Here is a 20,866-nt window from a genome sequence, read left to right on the forward strand (position 1 = left end):
ATTTGCTTAAAGTTAGTGTCTGCACGGTTTTTTTCTTTGCGGTTTATCTACTGGTATTGAAGAAACTTACATTCTTCAAATTCAACCGGTTTTACCTACTGGGATCCTTGGTTTGTAGTTTAATTATTCCGGCTTTGCAGTTCGAGATTAAACGCGAAATAATGGTAATAGAAACTAGGGAATGGAGTGAGAAGCCTCAACTTGAGAAACTAAGTGACGAACCTTTCAATATGATGCAGCCTTTGGCAGTTGAATACGAGCCGAAACAGGCAACTGAAATAGACTGGAATATGATGGGCTTTTACGCCTACCTGAGTATTACTGCAATGCTGTTGCTGGTTTGTTTCTGGCGTTTGTTTGCTCTGTTGAAATATGCGAAAGGTTTTAAACAAATTGATGGGTTAAAGTTGATCTCGAAAACTGAAGGTTTTACCAATTGCTCATTCTTTAATTACGTTTTTATCGATGATCAGTTGAACGAAAGCGAATTGCAAGTTTTATTAAGGCATGAAAGGGTTCACGTGCAACAGTTTCATTCAATAGATAAGATGCTACTGATGCTATTTAAAGTATTGTTTTGGTTCAATCCTGTAATCTATCTTTTTGATAAAGCAGTGGAGCAAAACCATGAATATGAAGCGGATGAAATTACCTCTTCAGGTTGTGGTAGTGAGACTTATGCTAATTTACTTTTAAAGCTGGCTGTTGCTAAAAGTGATATGCCGTTGATTCACAATTTTGTGAAAAGCCCGATTAAAGATCGAATTAAAATGTTGTTTAACTCAAAATCTAAAAACATGAAGAAATTAACGTATTTGTTGGCATTACCAGTAGTATTTGGATTGGTTTGGCTATTTGCAGTTGAGGTAGTTTATGCACAATCAGAAACAAAGAAAGATGTTTTTACTCCAGATGCGTTGCAAAATAAAGCACCAAAATATCATGAATTGCCTTTGCCAAATGTGAAACAAACCGATTCTTATTTTACTTCCAAAGAATATTTGGAATTGAAGGAAATCTCTGAACTCGCAATTGGAAAAACCTTAAATGGTATCATAAATAAAGATTATAAGTCGAAGTCTACAATTGGTTACGATGATGGTAAATTATTTAAATCGCAAGGCACAACTTATATTCTGCCAAAAATGTATTTAGGGCAGCAAACGCTAAACCTTTTAAAAACAGGTGATGAATTGAAAATTGTTGTTGCTTCAACCGGTTTTACCAGAGGAGAGAAATTTGTTTATCTCAATCCAAAACAGGTTTTTTCCGGCGATAAACTTATTTATCAAATGCCAGAACCTAAAGTCTATCCATTTTTGTACGAAGTGAATAGCGTGAGGTTTAATGATGGACTAATCTCAAGTATAACACCTTCAGGTGCTAAAAAGATTTTTAATGTAATTTCGAATGGCTACAATTTTAAATTGATAGTCGATGAATCGCAGACGGCGTTAGCCTATTTAAATAATTTTAAAAAGGGTGACAGTATCAGATTGAGATTTGTACATGAAGTAAAAACAGGAGCTAAATCTTATTTGGTTAAGGATTGGATTTCCATTTCTAAAAATGTGAAAACATTTGGTGTTCAAAATAAAAGGTTATTCTACAAATTCTACAAAGAAGATGGTCATCAAAAGGTGGCAGGTTTAAAAGCCGATACTTCAAAAAAGACTGTGGTTCCAAAGATTATGTCTTTTACGAAACTTAATGTCGATAAAAGAAACAATATTTCTAAAATGGAGGATGCTGTGATTAAAATTAAATCAGACGTATTAAGTGCGGAAAAGGTTGAGTGGGATACAAACAAAAATATCCTTACTGCAAAAGAGGCAACCCTGACCACTTTCGACGGAACAAAAATGGTAGCTAGTTTAGTGGTGTTTAATTTAAATAAAGGAAACTTTAAAGCATATTCAGAGAATGGAAATTTTAGGGTAGATAATTTGGATATGATAAATTACGACAAAACTAAAACTCCAAAAGTTGAATACAGGGCAGATTCTGTGAAATTTAATAAAAGTAAATCAATCATTTACATGTTCGGAAATGCGAAGGTTGCTTATGATGATGTTAATCTTTCCGGATCTAAAATTATTTATGATGCTGGCAGGGGGTTATTCAAGGCAACGAACGCCATCATTTATCATCATAGCAAAAATGTTAAGGCAGATAGTATTTACTACGATGTACGAACTTCTAAAGCCAAACTATTCGGCGCTGACTTAGATCGCTAATGCATAAATTATTATTCGCAATCACATTATTGTTCATCCTAACTTTTTCAGGCGTTCAGGCTCAATTCAAAATCGTCGGAAAATCACTTGGCGAAAATAATATTGGTCAGGCTTTGATTTCTATTAAATTAACTAACGCAAGTAACAAATCAGTTTACACCCAATCAGATAGTCTAGGGAATTACATTTTCTTAAACTTACCATCTGGTAGTTACAATATCTTTTTTTCGGCGATCAATTACGTCAGTCAGCAACGCAATTTTCAATTGCGAAGCGATACTTCTATTAACATCCAATTAATGGAAAATGCACAAAAGCTTGTTGATGTTCAAATCAACTCAAAAAAGCCTTTGGTGGAAAAAAGAATTGATCGTACAATTTTTAACGTAGAAAACAGCATTTCGGCAATTGGTACTGATGCAATTGAGTTGCTCACCAAAGTTCCTGGTGTTCGCGTGATGAATGATCAGGTTTCATTAGTGGGGAAAGGTGCTGTAAATGTGATGATGAACGATAAACTCATTCAGCTTAGTCAGGATGATTTATCAAATTACCTGAAATCAATTTCCAGTGATCAGATTTCAAAAATTGAAGTGATTACAAATCCCCCTGCTAAATATGATGCCCAGGGAAACAATGGATTGATCAATATTGTCCTGAAAAAGGTTACTGCTGAAGGGATTAAAGGATCGGTAAACACGGTATTTACGCAAGCTACGCACCCCACAGCTTTTGCAGGAGGAAATATCAGTTATCGAAAAGATAAAATTACTGTAAATTCTACCCTAAATGTTCGTAAAGGTTCAATTGTGCCCTTTGAGCAAAGTACTATTTTTTATCCCAACCAAACCTGGAATGTGGTTAACAAGGACCGGAATTTCAGAACTGTACCAAGTGCACAAGTTGGATTGGATTATCAGATCTCGAAGAAAGCGTTGCTTGGCTTATCTTACAACGGGGGTTTAACTAATTTCCATTCTGAAGAAAATATTAAAACGAAAGTCTTTAATCATCAAAGCAGTTTAGATTCCCTTTTAAATTCTGATGCGAATGCAAAAATCAGATCGAATTTTCATGCGACAAATTTGTACCTAAAGCAGTCGCTGGATTCAACAGGAAAGCAACTCATCATCAATGCCGATTGGTTCAGATTTGCCGATGATAAAAACCGATTTTTTAATAATCAAAGTTATCTAACGGATGGGGGGCTTATTCCAAACTCATTTGCAGAATATTTATCAACCAGTAAGCAGAATATAAACTTGTATACCCTTAAGGCAGATGTTGATTTACCTTTTAAAACGTTCAAGTTTGCTGTTGGAGCCAAATTGAGTTTCATTAATAATGAAAGTGACGTTGCTTTTTATAAAAGACGAAATACTATTTACGAACTCGATGTAAACCAAAGTAATTTGTTTAGTTATCGCGAAAACACACAGGCCTTATATGTCAATCTCAATAAAACCATTCGAAAATGGGATTTCCAGATTGGGCTAAGAGGAGAGTATACTCAAATTGATGGTGTGTCTGTTAACCAGCGAAATGAAAACAGCTACTTTCAATTGTTTCCAACGCTATATGTGGTGTATCGGGCAACAGATCAAAGTGCATGGAATATAAACTATGGAAGAAGAATTAACAGACCTGCTTACCGGAAATTAAACCCTTTTCGTTGGTACAGCAACCCGTTTGTGTATGCTGAAGGCAATCCGTTTTTACAGCCATCATACAATAACAATGTCGAAATTTCACATACCTACAAAAGTTTATTCATCAGTACTTTCTCCTTTAGCAATACGCAGGATGGATTTAATGATGTGAATTTTATTGATGCGAGTTCGAATACACAAGCATCGAAGCCTGTTAATTTCATCACACGTTATCAATATCAGTTCAGCAATTCGGCTGTATTAATTCCGTTTAAAAACTGGCAAACAACGAATCAGTTTAATGTTTTTTACAGTGTTTCAAATTCAAGTATTGTCCAAACCTTATCAAACTTAAAAGGCGCTGGAGCGTATTTTTCCACATCAAATCAATTCACCTTTAATAAATCGAAAACTATTTTGGCCGATATTAATTTCTGGTATCAATTTCCAACAGTTGATGGCCTGAATGAAAACGAAAGCCAATCTAACCTCGATTTTGGCGTGAAAACTTTGCTGCTGAATAAAAAACTTCAGTTATCGCTGAATGCCAATGATGTTCTAAAGACAAATAAATATCGGTATAGTAGTTTGATCAATAACATCAGGCAGGAATACAATAACTATTACGATGCGAGACAAATCCGTTTTACCGCCCGGTTTAATTTTGGAAATGAAAAAATAAAACAGCTGGAAAGAAAGGGCGGAAATGAAGAGGAGCGAAGGAGAAGTAATTGATGTGAGAGGTAAGATGGATGATAGAAAATGGACAATTTGCCCGTCATTTCGAAATCAATTTGATCATTGATTGAAGCAATCTCATCGTGAAAACTATTTTTTTGAGGGGAGATTGCTTCGTGCCTCGCAATGACGACCGCTCTAAAAATACACTGATATCTATAGATTATCTTTTGGGATGATTAGACTCTTCCATCAAAGATCTTCCATCATTTAAAACGCTTCAGCAATGCTGATATAAAATCCGCTTTGTCGTTTTTCATTTGGTCTTTTTTCACCAATTCCATAATCTAAGCGGACGCTGATTCCTTTCTCAGGATCGAAGAAATACCGAAAACCTGCCCCATAGTTGGGTTTGAAAGCCTCTTTAGAGAAATCATCAACTCCCCAGACTGTTCCTGTACCGCCAAAAACAGTGGCGCCAAAGCGGCTGCTATAACGATAACGCAGCTCAGCTTGAAAGGCCAGTAAATTTTTATCGCGGTAACGTCCGCCATAATAACCTCGCATCATTTCGTCATTGCCCATTTGTGGCAACAAATAAATTGGGGTGCTGTTGCCAATTACAGTATTGTAGAGTCCTTGCACACCGACAGCGAAGCTTCTGTTTAATCTCCAGAAATTTCGGGCATCAATTTTTATCTGACTGCCGGTAAAATTGCCTGCTGAAAAAATATTTGGCGCATATTGGTAGGTTCCCCTGATAAAGAAACCTTTCGTTGTATAATTATTATTATTTCTTGCATCATAGCTTTGCGAAACGCCGAGGTATAAAACGCTTCCGGTTCTGTTGTTGTAATATGGATCTTTACTAAAAATCCCATCTGCAACCACATCTTTATATTCATAGTTTTCGAAACCTAGTGATACTCCGGTATAAGCTTTTGGCAATAACTGTTTTTCGGCTTGTAACAAAACTTTAATCTGTTGCTGGATCAGCTTGTCTTCATTGCCTTCATCTGTACTGTTACCAATTCCGTAAAAGTTAAAAGGCATGCGTTTGAAACGCAGTTCGCCAATGTAATGAAGCTTATTCCCTTTACCCCAGATGTCAATCAGCGAGCTCATGTTATAGGCTTTCAATGTAGAATAATTCAGGTTAAGTGTTAATGATGAAGGTCGGTTGGTGGTATCCAGCCGATCTGCATAAAAACCTACAATTGCGCCAACTCCGAATTGAAAACCTGTTTCCTGAGCATAACCAAATGATGGAATGGGTAAAAAGCTGGCCTTACGCAAAGTGTCTTTTTCGTTAGAAAGCAGTTTTTTAATCAACTTCATTTGAGCAAATGAGCTTCCAGATAGTACAATAAATAACAGGAGCAAGCAAAATTTTTTCATTGCCGCAAATTAACTGAATTTTTATTGAAGATTTATTTCCTGCAAGTTGGTCGTGTGTTTTATGACGGTAGATTGGAAATCACTAACAGCGGCAGTGTCCACGCCACCTAAACCGGATTGACGGGGAAAGCGCCCAATTTTTCATTGGGCCTTGAATCAAAAAGCCGGACTAACTTTAATAATTTTAGAACAACTGCTTTCCCAAAAAAAGATCCTTCAACTATACTCAGGATGAAAATAGCGTAGAGAATTTATCAATTATTAAAATTACTTAATCAGTTCACAACGCTAAGCCCCAAACTCCAAACACTATTAATGTTTTATCCTTTCGGGCTAAATGCCTACTTTTGCGCAAAACAATACAAAACAAAATGAGCAATACAAGAGGACCAATATCTCAGTTCATGGAGCGTAATTACCTCCATTTTAATGCTGCGGCAATGATGGATGCGGCTAAAGGTTACGAAACGCATTTAGATGAAGGTGGTAAAATGATGATCACACTTGCTGGTGCAATGAGTACTGCTGAATTGGGAATTTCACTTGCAGAAATGATCCGTCAAGATAAAGTGGCGATTATTTCGTGTACAGGTGCCAACCTTGAAGAAGATATTATGAATCTGGTAGCGCACTCACATTACAAACGTGTGCCTAACTATCGCGATTTAAGCCCGCAGGATGAGTGGGATTTGTTAGAAAATCATTACAACCGTGTTACGGATACCTGTATTCCTGAAGAGGAAGCTTTTCGTCGTTTGCAAAAGCACGTTCATAAAATCTGGAAAGATGCAGATACCGCAGACGAAAGATACTTCCCGCATGAGTTTATGTATAAAATGTTGTTGAGTGGCGATTTAGAGCAATACTATGAAATTGATCCAAAAAATTCATGGATGTTGGCAGCTGCTGAAAAGAATTTGCCTATTGTTGTTCCAGGATGGGAAGATTCAACAATGGGTAACATTTTTGCCTCTTATGTTATGAAACAGGAGTTAAAAGCAACAACGATGAAAAGCGGTATTGAATATATGGGTTGGTTAGCCGATTGGTATATTGCTAACAGTGGCGGTAAAGGTATCGGTTTCTTCCAGATTGGTGGTGGTATTGCCGGTGATTTTCCTATTTGTGTAGTGCCAATGTTGTATCAGGATATGGAAATGGAAAATATTCCGTTTTGGAGCTACTTCTGCCAGATTTCGGATTCTACAACCTCTTATGGATCGTATTCAGGTGCAGTACCAAACGAGAAAATTACCTGGGGTAAATTAGATATTCACACACCTAAATTTATTGTAGAAAGCGATGCAACAATTGTAGCGCCGCTAATGTTTGCGTGGATATTAAAACAATAATTATAAATCTTAGTAAAACCAAATTGGTTTTCTTAATGCCCATTGGAGATAAATTCAAAAATGGGCATTTTTCTTAGCTGGCGAGCCCGAATGGGCATTTGTTTAGAATGATTATAAATTGTATTTCACGTCAGTATTATGTCATGGGATTTATTAATAAGTTATACTTTTGTTCAAGTTTTGATGGGGCTATATCAGTTCAGGCATCAATTTCACAACAAAAAGTAAATTAAATAAGTATAAAGTGTTCATTATGAGAGATATCTCGATGATTTTAAAAAGCGTTTGGAAGTCGTTATTCGTATTTTCAGCAATTTCCGTAATAGCGGTTTCAACCGTAAATGCGCAAGATGCTAAAGAGGGGAGAACGCTTTTCAGGGCTAAATGTTCATCATGCCATGCGTTAGATGCCAAATTAATAGGTCCTGCTTTAACAGGGGTGAGCGATCGCCACTCGGAAGAGTTCCTTTTAAAATGGATTCCTAATTCACAAGGTATGATTGCTGCCGGTAATCCGGAAGCTGTGAAATTGTTTAACGAAAATGGAAAAGTAGCAATGACTTCTTTCCCTGAGTTAGATGAAGAAAAAGTAAAAAGCATCTTAGCTTATATCAAGGAAGGTGAACCAAAACCAGCTGCTGGTGCTGCAGGCGCTGTCGCTCCGAAAGATGACACTACTTCAGGTTTATCTATCGCTGGTATCATTGCTATTGTATTAGTAGGTATTGTCATTTTAGTAATCTTAGGTCGTGCATCTAAATTATTAGAGCGTTTAATTCTACAAAAACAAGGTATTGAAATTGAAGAAGATGTGCCTTTAACGGTAGGCGTTCGTAAAATGTTCAAAAACAAGAAGTTCGTGATGTTCTTCATCTTATGTTTGATCATTTGCTTAGGATCGTTTGGTTGGATGGGTATGTGGGATACAGGTGTTCACACCGGTTATCAACCAGTACAGCCAATTAAATTCTCACACGAGTTACACGCAGGTATTAATCAAATCGATTGTCAATACTGCCACAACGGTGCGTTTAAATCTAAAAATGCTACAATTCCATCATTAAATGTTTGTATGAACTGCCACAAAGCTGTTCAGGCGAGAGATAATTATGATGGTGAGATTTCTCCAGAGATCAAAAAAATCTACAATGCGTTAGGTTACGATCCGGAAACTCAGCAATATGATAAGAGCAAGGAGAAACCGATGGAGTGGGTACGTGTACACAACTTGCCAGATTTTGCTTACTTCAATCACTCTCAACACGTAGTGGTTGCAGAAGATGCAATTCGTAAAGCAAAAGGTTTACAACCAACAGAGCCTGTATGTTTCGCATGTCACGGTCCGGTTAATACCATGGAAGAAATTTATCAATATTCTCCATTAACCATGAAATGGTGTATCAACTGCCACAAGGAAACAGATATTTCTGGTCAGAAAAATAATGCTTTCTACGCTAAGGTTATCGAAGCGCATGAGAAAATTAAAAAAGGCGAGAAAGTTACACCAGCGTTATTGGGTGGTTTAGAGTGTGGTAAGTGCCACTATTAATAGATAGAGTTTAGTAAGAACGTTCGAATAAACAGTAATATAGCTTAAATGGAAAGCAACAAAAAATACTGGAAAGGCTTAGAGGAGTATAACAATACACCCGATTTTGTTAAGAATAACAAAAACGAATTTGCCGAGCCACTTCCAATAGAAGATGTTTTAAATGAAGCAGGGTTAAGTACCGTTACCCCACGCCGCGACTTTTTAAAGGCGTTAGGTTTTGGTTTAGGTGCAGTTACTTTAGCTGCATGTCAAAGTGCCCCTGTTCATAAATCTATTCCTTACCTGGTAAAACCTGAAGAAGTTACCCCAGGTATTCCTAACTATTATACTTCGAGCTTTAACGGCCAGAGTATTTTAGTTAAAACAAGAGAAGGTCGTCCGATCAAAATTGAACCAAATCCTAATGCAGGTGAGTTCAATTGCGGTACAGATGCAAGAGCGCAAGCTTCAGTGTTAGATTTATATGATGTATCTAAATTAAAAGCACCGGTTCTTAAAAACGAAGAAACAACCTGGGCTAAGCTAGATAGTTTTGTGAAAGGCGAACTGGCAAAGGCACAAGCGGGTGGCAAAAAAATCCGTGTTGTGGCTTCTACAGTTAATAGTCCTTCAACAAATGCAGTTTTAGCACAATTTATTACTAAATATCCTGCTGCTAAATTGGTTCAGTATGATGCTGTTTCTTATACAGGTATTATTCAAGCCAACCAAAACAGTTTTGGTAAAGCGGTATTACCAAAATACAATTTCGATAAAGCTGATTTAATTGTAAGTTTCAGTGCAGATTTCTTAGGTACCTGGATTAGTGGTGAAGAGTTTACAGCTCAATATACAGCTAACCGTAACTATAAATCTTTAGAAAATAAAAAAATGAGCCGCCACATTCAGTTCGAAAGTGGAATGAGCTTAACAGGTACTAATGCAGATACACGTGTTCCTGTGAAATTATCTGAAGAAGGTCCTGCGTTAATTGCTTTATATAACGCCATTACTGGTCAGTCTTTAGCTGGTGGTACTTTAGGAAACAACGCAACTGCTGATAAGGTAATCAAATTAGTAGCTAAAGAATTACTACAAAATAAAGGTAAAGGCCTTGTTGTTTGTGGTTCTAATGATGTTTCTACGCAGATTTTGGTTAATGCCATTAACTCCGCTATCGGCAGTTATGGTACTACGATCGATTTAGATAATCCTTGCTATTTATACGCTGGTAACGATGCCGAATTTAATGGCTTGGTTGCTGAAATGAATCGTGGCGAAGTTGGTGCGGTGTTTTTCTTAAACAGCAACCCTGCTTACGATTTCATGAATGTTAAGGCTTTTACTGATGCTTTAGCTAAAGTTCCTGCAAAAGTTTCATTTTCAGATCGTGCTGATGAAACGGCTTCACTTTGTGATGCCATTGCCATCAACCATAACTATTTAGAATCATGGGGTGATGCAAATGCTTACGAGGGATATTATTCAATCGTTCAACCTACCATCAATCCGGTTTTCAACAGCCGTCAGGCTGAAGAGAGTTTATTGGTTTGGGCTGATGCTCCGGTTAAAGATTACTATCAGTTTGTTCGCAGCAACTGGGAAACCAAAATGTTGCCTGCACTTGGTTTAAAATGGAATGACGTTTTAGAAAAAGGTGTAGTTGCAGTAACTCCAAAAACTGCAGCAGCTTATTCTTTCACACAATCTGTTGTTGAGGTAGCTAGCAAAATTGTTTCTGCAAGCAAAGCTTTAGCCAAAGGTGGTGATCAAATTGAATTACAGGTTTACGAAAACATCCCAATGCGTGATGGTAAAAATGCAAACAACGCATTTTTGCAAGAGTTACCTGATCCGGTTTCTAAAGTAACCTGGGATAACTATGTTGCCTTAGCACCAAAACATGCTGAAAAATTAAAAATTAAAGAATTTGATGTGGTTACTGTAAAAGGTAGCAACGGATATTCAGTTGATCTTCCTGTATTGATCCAGCCAGGACAAGCACAAGGAACTGCTTCTATCGCATTAGGTTATGGCCGTACCAAAGTTGGTAAAGCGGGTAACGATGTAGGTAAAAATGCTTTCCCTTTTGTAACGTTCGTGAATGGAACCATGCAATATGCCTCTAATATAACCATTACTCCAACAGGGGGTTACTATGAGTTGGCTCAAACACAAACACACCACTCTTTCGAAGGCCGTGCAGTAATTAAAGAAGCTACATTCAAAGAATATTTGAAAGATGCTTCTGCGGGGAACCACAAAGGCGAACACAAAGATTATGATCTTTGGGATCAATATGAGAAACCAGGTAACAACTGGGTAATGGCAATCGATTTGAATGCTTGTACAGGTTGTGGTTCTTGTATCGTTGCATGTAACGTTGAAAATAACATTCCTGTTGTAGGACGTGATGAGGTTCGCCGTCGTCGTGAGATGCACTGGATCCGTATCGATCGTTACTATAGCTACGAAACTAAAGATGGTGATGTAACTAAAGAAAAAGAAATCGCTAAGTTGGAAGACTTAGATCATGTTTCTGTTGTTCACCAGCCGATGTTATGTCAACACTGTGATCACGCACCTTGCGAAACAGTTTGTCCGGTATTGGCAACTGTACACTCATCAGATGGTTTAAACCACATGGCTTACAACCGTTGCGTAGGTACACGTTACTGTGCGAATAACTGTCCATACAAAGTTCGTCGTTTCAATTGGTTCAACTACTGGAATGATTCTCGTTTCGATAACTACTTAAATAATGAGTTTACTCAATTGGTATTAAATCCTGATGTTACTACACGTTCTCGTGGGGTAATGGAAAAATGCTCAATGTGTATCCAACGTATTCAAGGTGGTAAGTTACAAGCTAAATTAGAGAAACGTCCATTAAAAGATGGCGATATCAAAATGGCTTGTCAGGAAGCTTGTTCAGCAAATGCGATCATATTTGGTGATTCAAACGATCCTAACTCAGAGGTTTCAAAAGCATTACGTTCTGAGCGTATCTACTACGTATTGGAAGAGATCAACGTGAAACCGGGTATCGGATACATGACAAAAATTAGAAACACAGATACAACAGTACAAGCGTAAGCTTTAGTATAAAGAAAATACAAATTATGTCAGGACATAACGAATCAATACTTAGAGAACCATTAATTACCGGCGATAATATCACGTATGCAAAAATTACGGACGATATTTTAGGACCGGTAGAAAACAAGCCGAACAAGGCTTGGTGGATTGGTTTCATCGTTTCAGCATTAGGTGCTTTACTTTGGGTTGTAGCTGTGAGTTACACCTTTTGGAACGGTATCGGATCTTGGGGCTTAAATAAAACAGTTGGATGGGCATGGGATATCACCGGTTTCGTATGGTGGGTAGGTATCGGTCACGCCGGAACGCTAATTTCAGCGGTACTATTACTCTTCCGTCAAAACTGGCGTAATTCAATCAACCGTTCGGCAGAGGCGATGACTATTTTCGCCGTTATCTGTGCGGCAACTTACGTTGTATCACACATGGGCCGTCCTTGGTTAGCTTATTGGGTATTACCATTACCAAATCAGTTCGGATCACTTTGGGTTAACTTTAACTCGCCATTGGTTTGGGATATGTTTGCCATCTCTACTTATTTCTCTGTATCATTATTATTCTGGTACACAGGTTTATTGCCAGATATTGCAACCATTCGCGACCGTGCAGTTGGAACACGCAGAAAAATCTATACCATCTTTTCTTTTGGTTGGACAGGCGGTGTTAAAACATGGCAACGTTTCGAAGCAGTATCATTAATCTTGGCTGGTATTTCAACTCCTCTGGTACTTTCTGTACACACGATTGTATCAATGGACTTTGCAACATCAGTAATTCCTGGATGGCACACCACCATCTTTCCTCCATATTTCGTAGCAGGGGCGATCTTCTCAGGTTTTGCGATGGTGTTAACCTTATTATTGGTAGCACGTAAAGTATTAGGTCTTGAAAACTATATCACCATGTTCCACATTGAGTCGATGAACAAAATCATCATCTTAACAGGATCAATTGTAGGTGTGGCTTATTTAACTGAGTTCTTCATCGCATGGTATTCAGGTTCTGAGTATGAGCAATATGCATTTATCAACCGTTCTACTGGTCCTTACTGGTGGTCATACTGGATGATGATGACTTGTAACGTAATCTCTCCACAATTACTGTGGTTCAAAAAAATCCGTTTAAGCATTAAAGCTACCTGGATTTTATCAATCGTGGTAAACGTAGGTATGTGGTTCGAACGTTTCGTAATTATCGTGACTTCACTACACCGTGATTATATTCCTTCAAGCTGGGCGATGTTTTATCCAACCTGGGTTGACGTAAGTGTATTCGTTGGTTCAATTGGATTATTCTTTACTTTATTCTTATTATTCTTAAGAGTATTGCCATCAATTGCTATCGCAGAGGTTAAATTATTATTGAAAACTGCAAGTGAGCAATCTAAAATGAAACAGATTAAAGAAGGACATGAGAATAAAGAGTACGTTGCAGAATACGTAGAGTCATTACAGAAATTTGATAGTGTTAAACAAGAAGATTACGCAAAAATATAACAATGAGTGATATCAAATATATTTTAGGCAGTTTTGGTGATCCTGATGAAATGATGCATGGCATCGAAAAGCTTCAGGAAAATGGTGTAAGCATTTATGATGTTTATACGCCAATGCCTATACACGGAATAGAAGCCAAATTAGGAATTAAAAGATCGAGAATCGATATCGCAGCATTTTGCTTTGGTATTACCGGAACTTGCGCAGCTTTTGCTTTAATTTATTTTTGCGCAGTAATCGATTGGAAAGTAAACATTGGTGGTAAACCATCATTTGCATTACCGGATTTTATTCCGATAATGTTCGAGCTTACCGTATTGTTTTGTGCTTTCGGTATGGTTTTAACTTATTATGCCTCTACGCATTTATTTCCAGGAAGAGCACCAAGAGTAATGGATCTTCGTGCAACTGACGATCGTTTTGTGATTGCAGTTGATGCAAGGGAAAATGCAGCGCACACTGTTATTGATGGTTTATTAAAAGATGCAGGTGCTTTAGAAGTAAAGTATAATGAAAGGAAGTACATTAGCTATGAATAAGAATAAATTTGTTTATACGGCGTTTTTAGCTATCGCTTTCGCAGCTACAGTATCCGCTTGTAGAGATAAACGCAGTACTGGTTTAGAGTATGCCAGAAACATGTATGATGCATTAGCATTAAATCCGGATCAGCCGGTTGATACTACTAATAAGTTATTGGCTAGTTTCAAAGGTCATACCGCACAGGTGCCACCAGCAAATACAAAGCCGGTTGGTTTTACAGAGTATGATGAATATCCTAATACAAAAGAAGGATATGAAGCTGCAGGTGTAAGCATGGTAAATCCATTACCTGTTGATACTTTAAATTTAGCAGAAGGAAAACATTTATTTGGTGTTTTCTGTAGCCCTTGCCACGGTGAAAAAGGTGATGGTCAAGGTCACTTAGTTAAAATTGAGAAATTTAGTGGTGTACCGGCTTATCAAACAGGCGCTTCATCACGTGGTGGAAATATGGTAGATCTTACACCTGGTAAAATTTATCACACCATCACTTACGGTGTAAATAACATGGGCTCGCATGCTTCACAAATTACGCCAACAGATCGTTGGAAAGTAGTGATGTATGTTCAACAATTACAAAAAGGACAATAGTAAAGCAGAATATAAATGGGAACTCACAATATTAATTTTAGTGAACAGTTTGAGTTTACAGGTAAAGTAAAAACCTTAAGCATTGTTGGTATCATATTAGGTGCTATTGCTATTGGTTACGGTTTTACTGGAGATAAAGTAATGCATGAGCGTACTTTTGCCAACCTGTTACTTATGGGATACTACTTTGCATGCGTTTGTATGTCAGGTATGTTTTTCCTTGCTGTTCAATTTGTTGCGCAGGCAGGATGGTCTGCATCAATTTTACGTGTACCACAGGCACTGGCTAAAACATTGCCTATCGCTTCTATAATCCTAATCGTGATTATTTCTGCTGGTTTATATACACACAACTTATATCACCACTGGCATGCTGAGGGATTAACTGATCCGAACAGCCCTAACTACGATTCTTTAATCGCAGGTAAATCAGTATTCCTGAACGTACCTTTCTTCTTAGGTCGTATGGTAGTGTTTTTGGGTGTTTACAGTGCATTTGCAATCAGTTTTACTAAACTATCATACAATGAAGATTTAGCTGGTGGATTGGTTTCTTACAGAAAGAGCTTTAAAAATGCTTGTATCTTCTTAGTGATCTACGGTTTTACTACGCCGATATTCGCTTTCGATACGATCATGTCATTAGAAGCACACTGGTTTTCAACTATGTTCGGTTGGTATAACTTCGCTGCAATGTGGGTAAGTAGTTTAGCAACCATTGCCATCATCATCATCTTATTAAGAAGAGCTGGTTATATGCAATGGGTTAACAATAGCCACTTACATAACTTAGGTCAGTTTATCTTTGGTTTCTCTATCTTCTGGACTTATGTATGGTTCGCACAGTTCTTATTAATTTACTATGCAAACATGCCAGAGGAAACGGTTTATTTCTACAAACGCTTTGAGTATTACAAATTCTGGTTTTTCTTAAACCTTGCAATGAATTTCTTAGCTCCGGTTCTATTGTTAATGGATAGAGATAATAAAAGAACAGATGTTAAATTGTTATTCGTTTCTATTGTAGTTCTGCTAGGTCACTGGGTAGATTATTATCAAATGATTATGCCAGGAGCTGTTGAAGATGGCCACAACGGTTTTGGTATTGTTGAGATCGGTACTGCATTAGGATTTGTAGGATTGTTTACCTTTACGGTTTTAGGCAACTTAAGCAAGAAACCTTTAATTGCAAAGAATCACCCATTATTACAAGAAAGTTTGCATCATCAACTTTAGTAGATGATATATAGGGCAAATATTTAATTATTATTATAATAGAAGTACAGCGTACTACTTTTAAGAAAATGAGTTTAAGAAAGTTTATCACGAATAAAACGACCGCGGCTTTAGCAGTATTACTTACTGTTTTTGCAAACACCAGCGCATTTGCGCAAGAGGCAGCAGCAGGAGCTGCAGCGGCACCGAAAGTTGATATGGGCGAGGTTTATAAATCAGTAATATTTTATATTCTGATCTTTCTTGCCGTATGTTTATTCATCGCAATTATTGGTAAATCAATAAAAGTATATGAATTAAGCCGCGAAGCACAAGGCAAGCCAGTTGGTATTAACTGGAACAGAGTTCATGCAAGTTTATTTGCGTTGTTTCTTGTCCTGGGTTTGTACGGTGTGTATTGGGAGTATACGGTTCATGGTTCGATGTTGTTACCTGATGCTGCATCTGAACATGGAAAGAAAATTGATGAAATGTTTAATTTAACATTGATCATTACTACAATCGTATTCATTTTAACCCACATTTTATTATTTGGATTTGCTTATATCTACAAATATTCTGCAAAAAGAAAAGCATACTATTACCCACACAATAATACAATCGAAAAAATCTGGACAATTGTTCCGGCTTTAGTATTAACCGTTTTGGTTTTGATGGGTTTTTTAACCTGGAGATCGATTTTCTTCAAAGTTGAAGATCCGAATAACAAGCCACTTCAAATCGAGGTAACTTCTGAACAGTTCAAATGGTCTATCCGTTATCCAGGTGCCGATGGTATTGTAGGTAAGAAAAACTATAAATTAACTACTTCTTCGAATACCTTAGGTATCGATTTCAAAGACCTAAACTCTCGTGATGATGAGATGGCTGATGAAATGGTTATTCCAGTTGGTAAACCAGTTAAGTTAATCTTAAACAGTAAAGATGTTATCCACAGTTTTTACATGCCTCACTTCAGAGTGCAGTTGAATACTGTACCGGGTATGCAAACGATTTTCGAATTCACTCCGACTAAGACTACCCGTCAGATGCAGGAGGAAACAAACGATCCTAACTTTAAGTTCCTTTTCTTCTGTGCTAAAATTTGTGGGTCAGGTCACTGGAACATGCAGAAAGATGTGCGTGTAGTTTCAGAGGCTGAGTACAAAACCTGGATTGCAGAACAGAAAACATACTTAAACGACGATTTAAGAAAACAATTTAATTTGCCTGTGGCACCTGCGCCTGCTAAACCAGCAGCAGAAGGAGATTCATCAGCAACCGATTCGGCAGCTGTGAAAGGTAACCAAATGGCTTTAAATAAATAATATTAAGCAGGAGCGAAAAGAATTATGTCAACAATAGCATTACACGACGAACACAATCACGACCACGCTGATCACGGTCACCACAAGGAGACGTTGATCTCGAAGTATATCTTCAGCATGGATCACAAAATGATTGCTAAGCAATTCCTAATTACGGGTATCATCATGGCCGTAATTGCGATGGGTTTATCAATTTTATTCCGTATTCAATTGGCTTGGCCAGATCAAAACTTCCCTTTCTTAGAAACTTTTTTAGGAAAATGGGCTGAAGGTGGTCGCATCAAACCTGATTTTTATTTAGCCTTAGTTACTATTCACGGTACCATTATGGTATTCTTTGTATTAACTGCAGGGTTAAGTGGAACTTTTAGTAATTTACTTATTCCATTACAAATCGGAGCAAGAGATATGGCCTCGCCATTCTTAAACATGCTTTCATACTGGTTCTTCTTTATGGCTTGTGTGATCATGATGTCTTCGTTTTTTGTTCAAACCGGACCTGCTTCTGGTGGATGGACGGTTTATCCGCCATTATCGGTTGTTGCTAAGGCAATGCCAGGTTCTGGTATGGGTATGACATTATGGTTAGTAAGTATGGTACTTTTCGTGGCATCATCTCTAATGGGTGGTATCAACTATGTGAGTACAATTTTAAACATGCGTACTAAAGGTATGGACCTTTGGAAAATGCCGTTACCGATCTGGGCTTTCTTCTTAACTGCTATCTTAGGTATCTTATCATTCCCTGTACTTGTAGCAGGTGTAGTGTTAATGGTATTCGATCGTAGCTTTGGAACAAGTTTCTACTTGTCAGATATTGTAATGGGTACTGACATTTTACCGAACGAAGGTGGTTCGCCAATTTTGTGGCAACACTTGTTCTGGTTCTTAGGTCACCCTGAGGTATATATCGTAATTATGCCGGCATTAGGTATTTCATCAGAAGTTATATCTGTAAACGCCCGCAAACCAATCTTTGGTTACCATGCGATGGTTTATTCATTAATTGGTATTACTGTACTTTCATTCATCGTATGGGGTCACCACATGTTTGTGACAGGTATGAACCCATTGTTGGGTGGTGTATTTATGATTACCACGTTGATTATTGCAGTACCATCAGCCGTAAAAACATTCAACTACCTGGCTACACTTTGGAGAGGTAACATCCGTTTCACTCCTGCGATGTTATTTGCTATAGGTTTGGTTTCATTTTTTATCTCTGGTGGATTAACTGGTATCTTCTTAGGAAATGCTTCATTAGATATTAACTTACATGATACTTATTTCGTTGTTGCCCACTTCCACCTGGTAATGGGATCTGCAGCTATCTTTGGTATGTTGGCAGGTGTTTATCACTGGTTCCCAAGAATGTTTGGTAAAATGATGAACGCTAAGTTAGGCTACTTACACTTCTGGTTAACTTTCATTGCAGCTTACCTGGTATTCTTCCCGCTTCACTTTTTAGGTTTAGATGGTGTACCTCGTCGTTACTATGCTTTCACAGAATTTGAATTCATGAAAAAATGGTTAACTGTTAACGTTTTTGTAACCTGGGCAGCTATTTTTGCAGCCTTGGCTCAAGTAGCATTTTTGTTTAACTTCTTCTATTCAATCTTTAAAGGTAAAAAAGCACCTCAAAACCCTTGGGAGGCCAATACTTTAGAGTGGACAGCACCAGTTGAACACATCCACGGAAACTGGCCAGGAGAAATTCCTACCGTTTACAGATGGCCATATGATTATAGCAAACCTGGTCATGACGTGGATTTTATCCCTCAAACAGTACCTTTCTCTCAAACGATGAGTTCAAACTTACCTCATGACTTTGAAGGAAATGCTGAGGCAGAAAAAATTCAACAGGATTGGGAATTGGCTAATCCGGTTAAAGAAAACTAAGATAAGCGCAAAGCTTTAATACAATTTTAAAAGGGGTATCTGATTAAGTTTCTGCTTATCCGGATACCCTTTTCATCTTAAAAGATATATGGTCAGTAGATCAGAACAACGTTTCATCAAGATAAACTTTATAACCATCATAGTTACGCTATTGGTTATTCTTGCCGGCGGTATCGTACGCAGTACGGGTTCTGGCATGGGCTGTCCTGATTGGCCGAAATGTTTTGATCGCTATATTCCACCAACTGATGTATCGCAACTTCCAGCAAACTATAAAGAAAAGTATGTAGCCGGAAGGATTAAAAAGAATGAGAAATTTGCCAGATATTTAGAAGGTATGGGCAAAGTAGCGTTAGCGGACAGTATCAGGAATGATAAAAGCATTACGCTTCCCGAAGAATTTAATCCAGCCAAAACCTGGGTTGAATATTTAAATCGCTTAACTGGTGTATTTGCTGGATTGTTTTTGCTTTTAACCGCTATTTATTCATTTACTTACCGAAAGACCGCAAAGCGAATTATATTCTTAAGCATTCTAAACATATTGGTGGTCGGCTATCAGGCTTGGCTAGGTTCGATTGTAGTATCTACTAATTTGGCACAGTGGGTGGTCACTGTTCACATGCTTTTAGCGATTGTAATTTTAGCCATTTCGATTTACACCTATAACTACGCAAAGCAACTTGGAAAAACACCTTCTGTAATCATGTATCGCATATTATGGCTGAAGGGTTTTTTACTATTTACGCTGGTAATTAGTATTATACAGATTGTTTTAGGTACCGAAGTAAGGGAATCGGTAGATGTAATTGCAAAGTCTTTGTCTTATGGATTAAGAGGTACATGGATTGATAAAGTGGGTGACATATTTTCTTACCATCGCGATTTGGCCATATTGGTGGTGGTTTGTAATGCCATCGTTTATAAAATGGTAATTGATCGGTTTAGTGGAAAGGCAGCACCCTTATTAACTGCCCGATTCATATTAATTACGCTCCTCATACAATTATTAAGTGGCTTCGCATTGGCTTACATAGCGTTTCCACCAGCAGCGCAGGCAGTACATATTTTATTTTCTACGTTGTTATTTAGTTTACAGTTTTATTTGTACTTGCTGGTTTACAGAACAAGTACTTACAAACAATAATAAAAAGAGAATTGAAACAAGTTATTTCAGATTTTTCTAAACTCATCAAATTCAGGCTATCGTTTACGGTGGTGTTTTCTGCGTCGATTTCGTTTTTGATCGGTCAGAAAATGCAAGTTGGCAGAGGGCATATTCCATCAATAGATTGGGGTAACTGGGGTATATTAATAGCCGGTGGTTTTTTAGTTACTGCAGCGGCCAATTGTTTTAATGAAATCATAGAGAAAGATCTGGATAAACTAATGTCTCGAACGAAAGACCGCCCAATGCCAGCTGGGAGAATGACCACCGGACAGGGCTTGATCCTTGGGGTATTCATGGCTTTTCTAGGAACATGGTTATTAGGACACTTGAATCTTGAAACAGGTTTGTTATCAGTGTTTTCAATTTTACTATATGCATTTGCGTATACGCCATTAAAAAGAAAATCGCCTATTGCAGTTTTCGTTGGTGCCATACCTGGTGCGTTACCACCGCTAATCGGCTATTTAGCTGCATTTGGTAGCTTAAAATCTGAGATGTTTTATGCAATTGATTATAACATTGCAGTTATTTTATTCCTGATCCAGTTTGTATGGCAATTTCCTCACTTCTGGGCCATTGCATGGGTATTGGATGATGATTATAAAAAAGCAGGATTCAGGTTGTTACCTACTAAAAACGTGATAAAGCAACTGCGTTGATTACTTTCATCAGTACTATT

The 20,866-nt window shown here is 37.6% G+C and carries 14 protein-coding genes; 13 read left to right on the forward strand and 1 reads right to left on the reverse strand.

The annotated features are described in order from the left end of the window. Positions 1 to 161: 161 nt before the first annotated feature. Both ON09_RS00470 and ON09_RS00475 read left to right on the forward strand, forming a co-directional pair. Positions 162 to 2,237 carry a M56 family metallopeptidase gene (locus ON09_RS00470; RefSeq protein ID WP_162097927.1) on the forward strand — a complete coding sequence of 692 codons (2,076 nt, stop codon included), beginning with the start codon at positions 162 to 164 and terminating at the stop codon, positions 2,235 to 2,237. Then, positions 2,237 to 4,621, forward strand: a complete 2,385-nt coding sequence (locus ON09_RS00475) for an outer membrane beta-barrel family protein (protein ID WP_010599098.1) — start codon at positions 2,237 to 2,239, stop codon at positions 4,619 to 4,621. The genes ON09_RS00470 and ON09_RS00475 overlap by 1 nt, the downstream gene beginning before the upstream one ends. Before the next feature lie 213 nt (positions 4,622 to 4,834). On the opposite strand, the gene ON09_RS00480 is transcribed toward ON09_RS00475, so the two are convergent. Beyond that, positions 4,835 to 5,962, reverse strand: coding sequence for a BamA/TamA family outer membrane protein (locus ON09_RS00480; protein WP_010599099.1), 1,128 nt, complete (start codon positions 5,960 to 5,962; stop codon positions 4,835 to 4,837). A gap of 371 nt (positions 5,963 to 6,333) precedes the next feature. Here ON09_RS00480 and ON09_RS00485 point away from each other — a divergent pair, with 371 nt between their 5' ends. From ON09_RS00485 to ON09_RS00535, 11 genes are all read left to right on the forward strand, one after another. Then, positions 6,334 to 7,314: a deoxyhypusine synthase family protein gene (locus ON09_RS00485; RefSeq protein ID WP_010599100.1), complete on the forward strand. Its 981-nt coding sequence runs from the start codon at positions 6,334 to 6,336 to the stop codon at positions 7,312 to 7,314. A 253-nt stretch (positions 7,315 to 7,567) separates the two neighbouring features. Beyond that, positions 7,568 to 8,863 (forward strand): c-type cytochrome, encoded by a 1,296-nt coding sequence (locus ON09_RS00490; RefSeq protein WP_010599101.1) that lies wholly within the window; start codon positions 7,568 to 7,570, stop codon positions 8,861 to 8,863. A 48-nt stretch (positions 8,864 to 8,911) separates the two neighbouring features. Beyond that, positions 8,912 to 11,941, forward strand: coding sequence for a TAT-variant-translocated molybdopterin oxidoreductase (locus ON09_RS00495; RefSeq protein WP_010599102.1), 3,030 nt, complete (start codon positions 8,912 to 8,914; stop codon positions 11,939 to 11,941). A 26-nt stretch (positions 11,942 to 11,967) separates the two neighbouring features. Then, positions 11,968 to 13,440: an NrfD/PsrC family molybdoenzyme membrane anchor subunit gene (gene nrfD / locus ON09_RS00500; RefSeq protein WP_010599103.1), complete on the forward strand. Its 1,473-nt coding sequence runs from the start codon at positions 11,968 to 11,970 to the stop codon at positions 13,438 to 13,440. Between the two features lie 2 nt (positions 13,441 to 13,442). Continuing rightward, positions 13,443 to 13,979 carry a DUF3341 domain-containing protein gene (locus ON09_RS00505; protein WP_010599104.1) on the forward strand — a complete coding sequence of 179 codons (537 nt, stop codon included), beginning with the start codon at positions 13,443 to 13,445 and terminating at the stop codon, positions 13,977 to 13,979. Then, on the forward strand, positions 13,951 to 14,574 hold the full coding sequence (locus ON09_RS00510) for a c-type cytochrome (protein ID WP_010599105.1): 624 nt from the start codon (positions 13,951 to 13,953) through the stop codon (positions 14,572 to 14,574). The genes ON09_RS00505 and ON09_RS00510 overlap by 29 nt, the downstream gene beginning before the upstream one ends. 15 nt (positions 14,575 to 14,589) lie before the next feature. Further along, positions 14,590 to 15,810: a hypothetical protein gene (locus ON09_RS00515; RefSeq protein ID WP_010599106.1), complete on the forward strand. Its 1,221-nt coding sequence runs from the start codon at positions 14,590 to 14,592 to the stop codon at positions 15,808 to 15,810. A gap of 68 nt (positions 15,811 to 15,878) precedes the next feature. Next, positions 15,879 to 17,117: a cytochrome c oxidase subunit II gene (locus ON09_RS00520; protein WP_010599107.1), complete on the forward strand. Its 1,239-nt coding sequence runs from the start codon at positions 15,879 to 15,881 to the stop codon at positions 17,115 to 17,117. Positions 17,118 to 17,141: 24 nt separating this feature from the next. After that, complete coding sequence (locus tag ON09_RS00525; RefSeq protein ID WP_029204013.1) at positions 17,142 to 19,016, forward strand: cytochrome c oxidase subunit I; 1,875 nt, start codon at positions 17,142 to 17,144, stop codon at positions 19,014 to 19,016. An 88-nt stretch (positions 19,017 to 19,104) separates the two neighbouring features. Next, positions 19,105 to 20,163 (forward strand): COX15/CtaA family protein, encoded by a 1,059-nt coding sequence (locus tag ON09_RS00530; protein ID WP_010599109.1) that lies wholly within the window; start codon positions 19,105 to 19,107, stop codon positions 20,161 to 20,163. Between the two features lie 11 nt (positions 20,164 to 20,174). Further along, positions 20,175 to 20,846, forward strand: a complete 672-nt coding sequence (locus ON09_RS00535; protein ID WP_010599110.1) for a protoheme IX farnesyltransferase — start codon at positions 20,175 to 20,177, stop codon at positions 20,844 to 20,846. Positions 20,847 to 20,866 lie beyond the last annotated feature (20 nt).

The sequence above is a fragment of the Pedobacter agri PB92 genome, from assembly GCF_000258495.1.
Classification (GTDB): domain Bacteria; phylum Bacteroidota; class Bacteroidia; order Sphingobacteriales; family Sphingobacteriaceae; genus Pedobacter; species Pedobacter agri.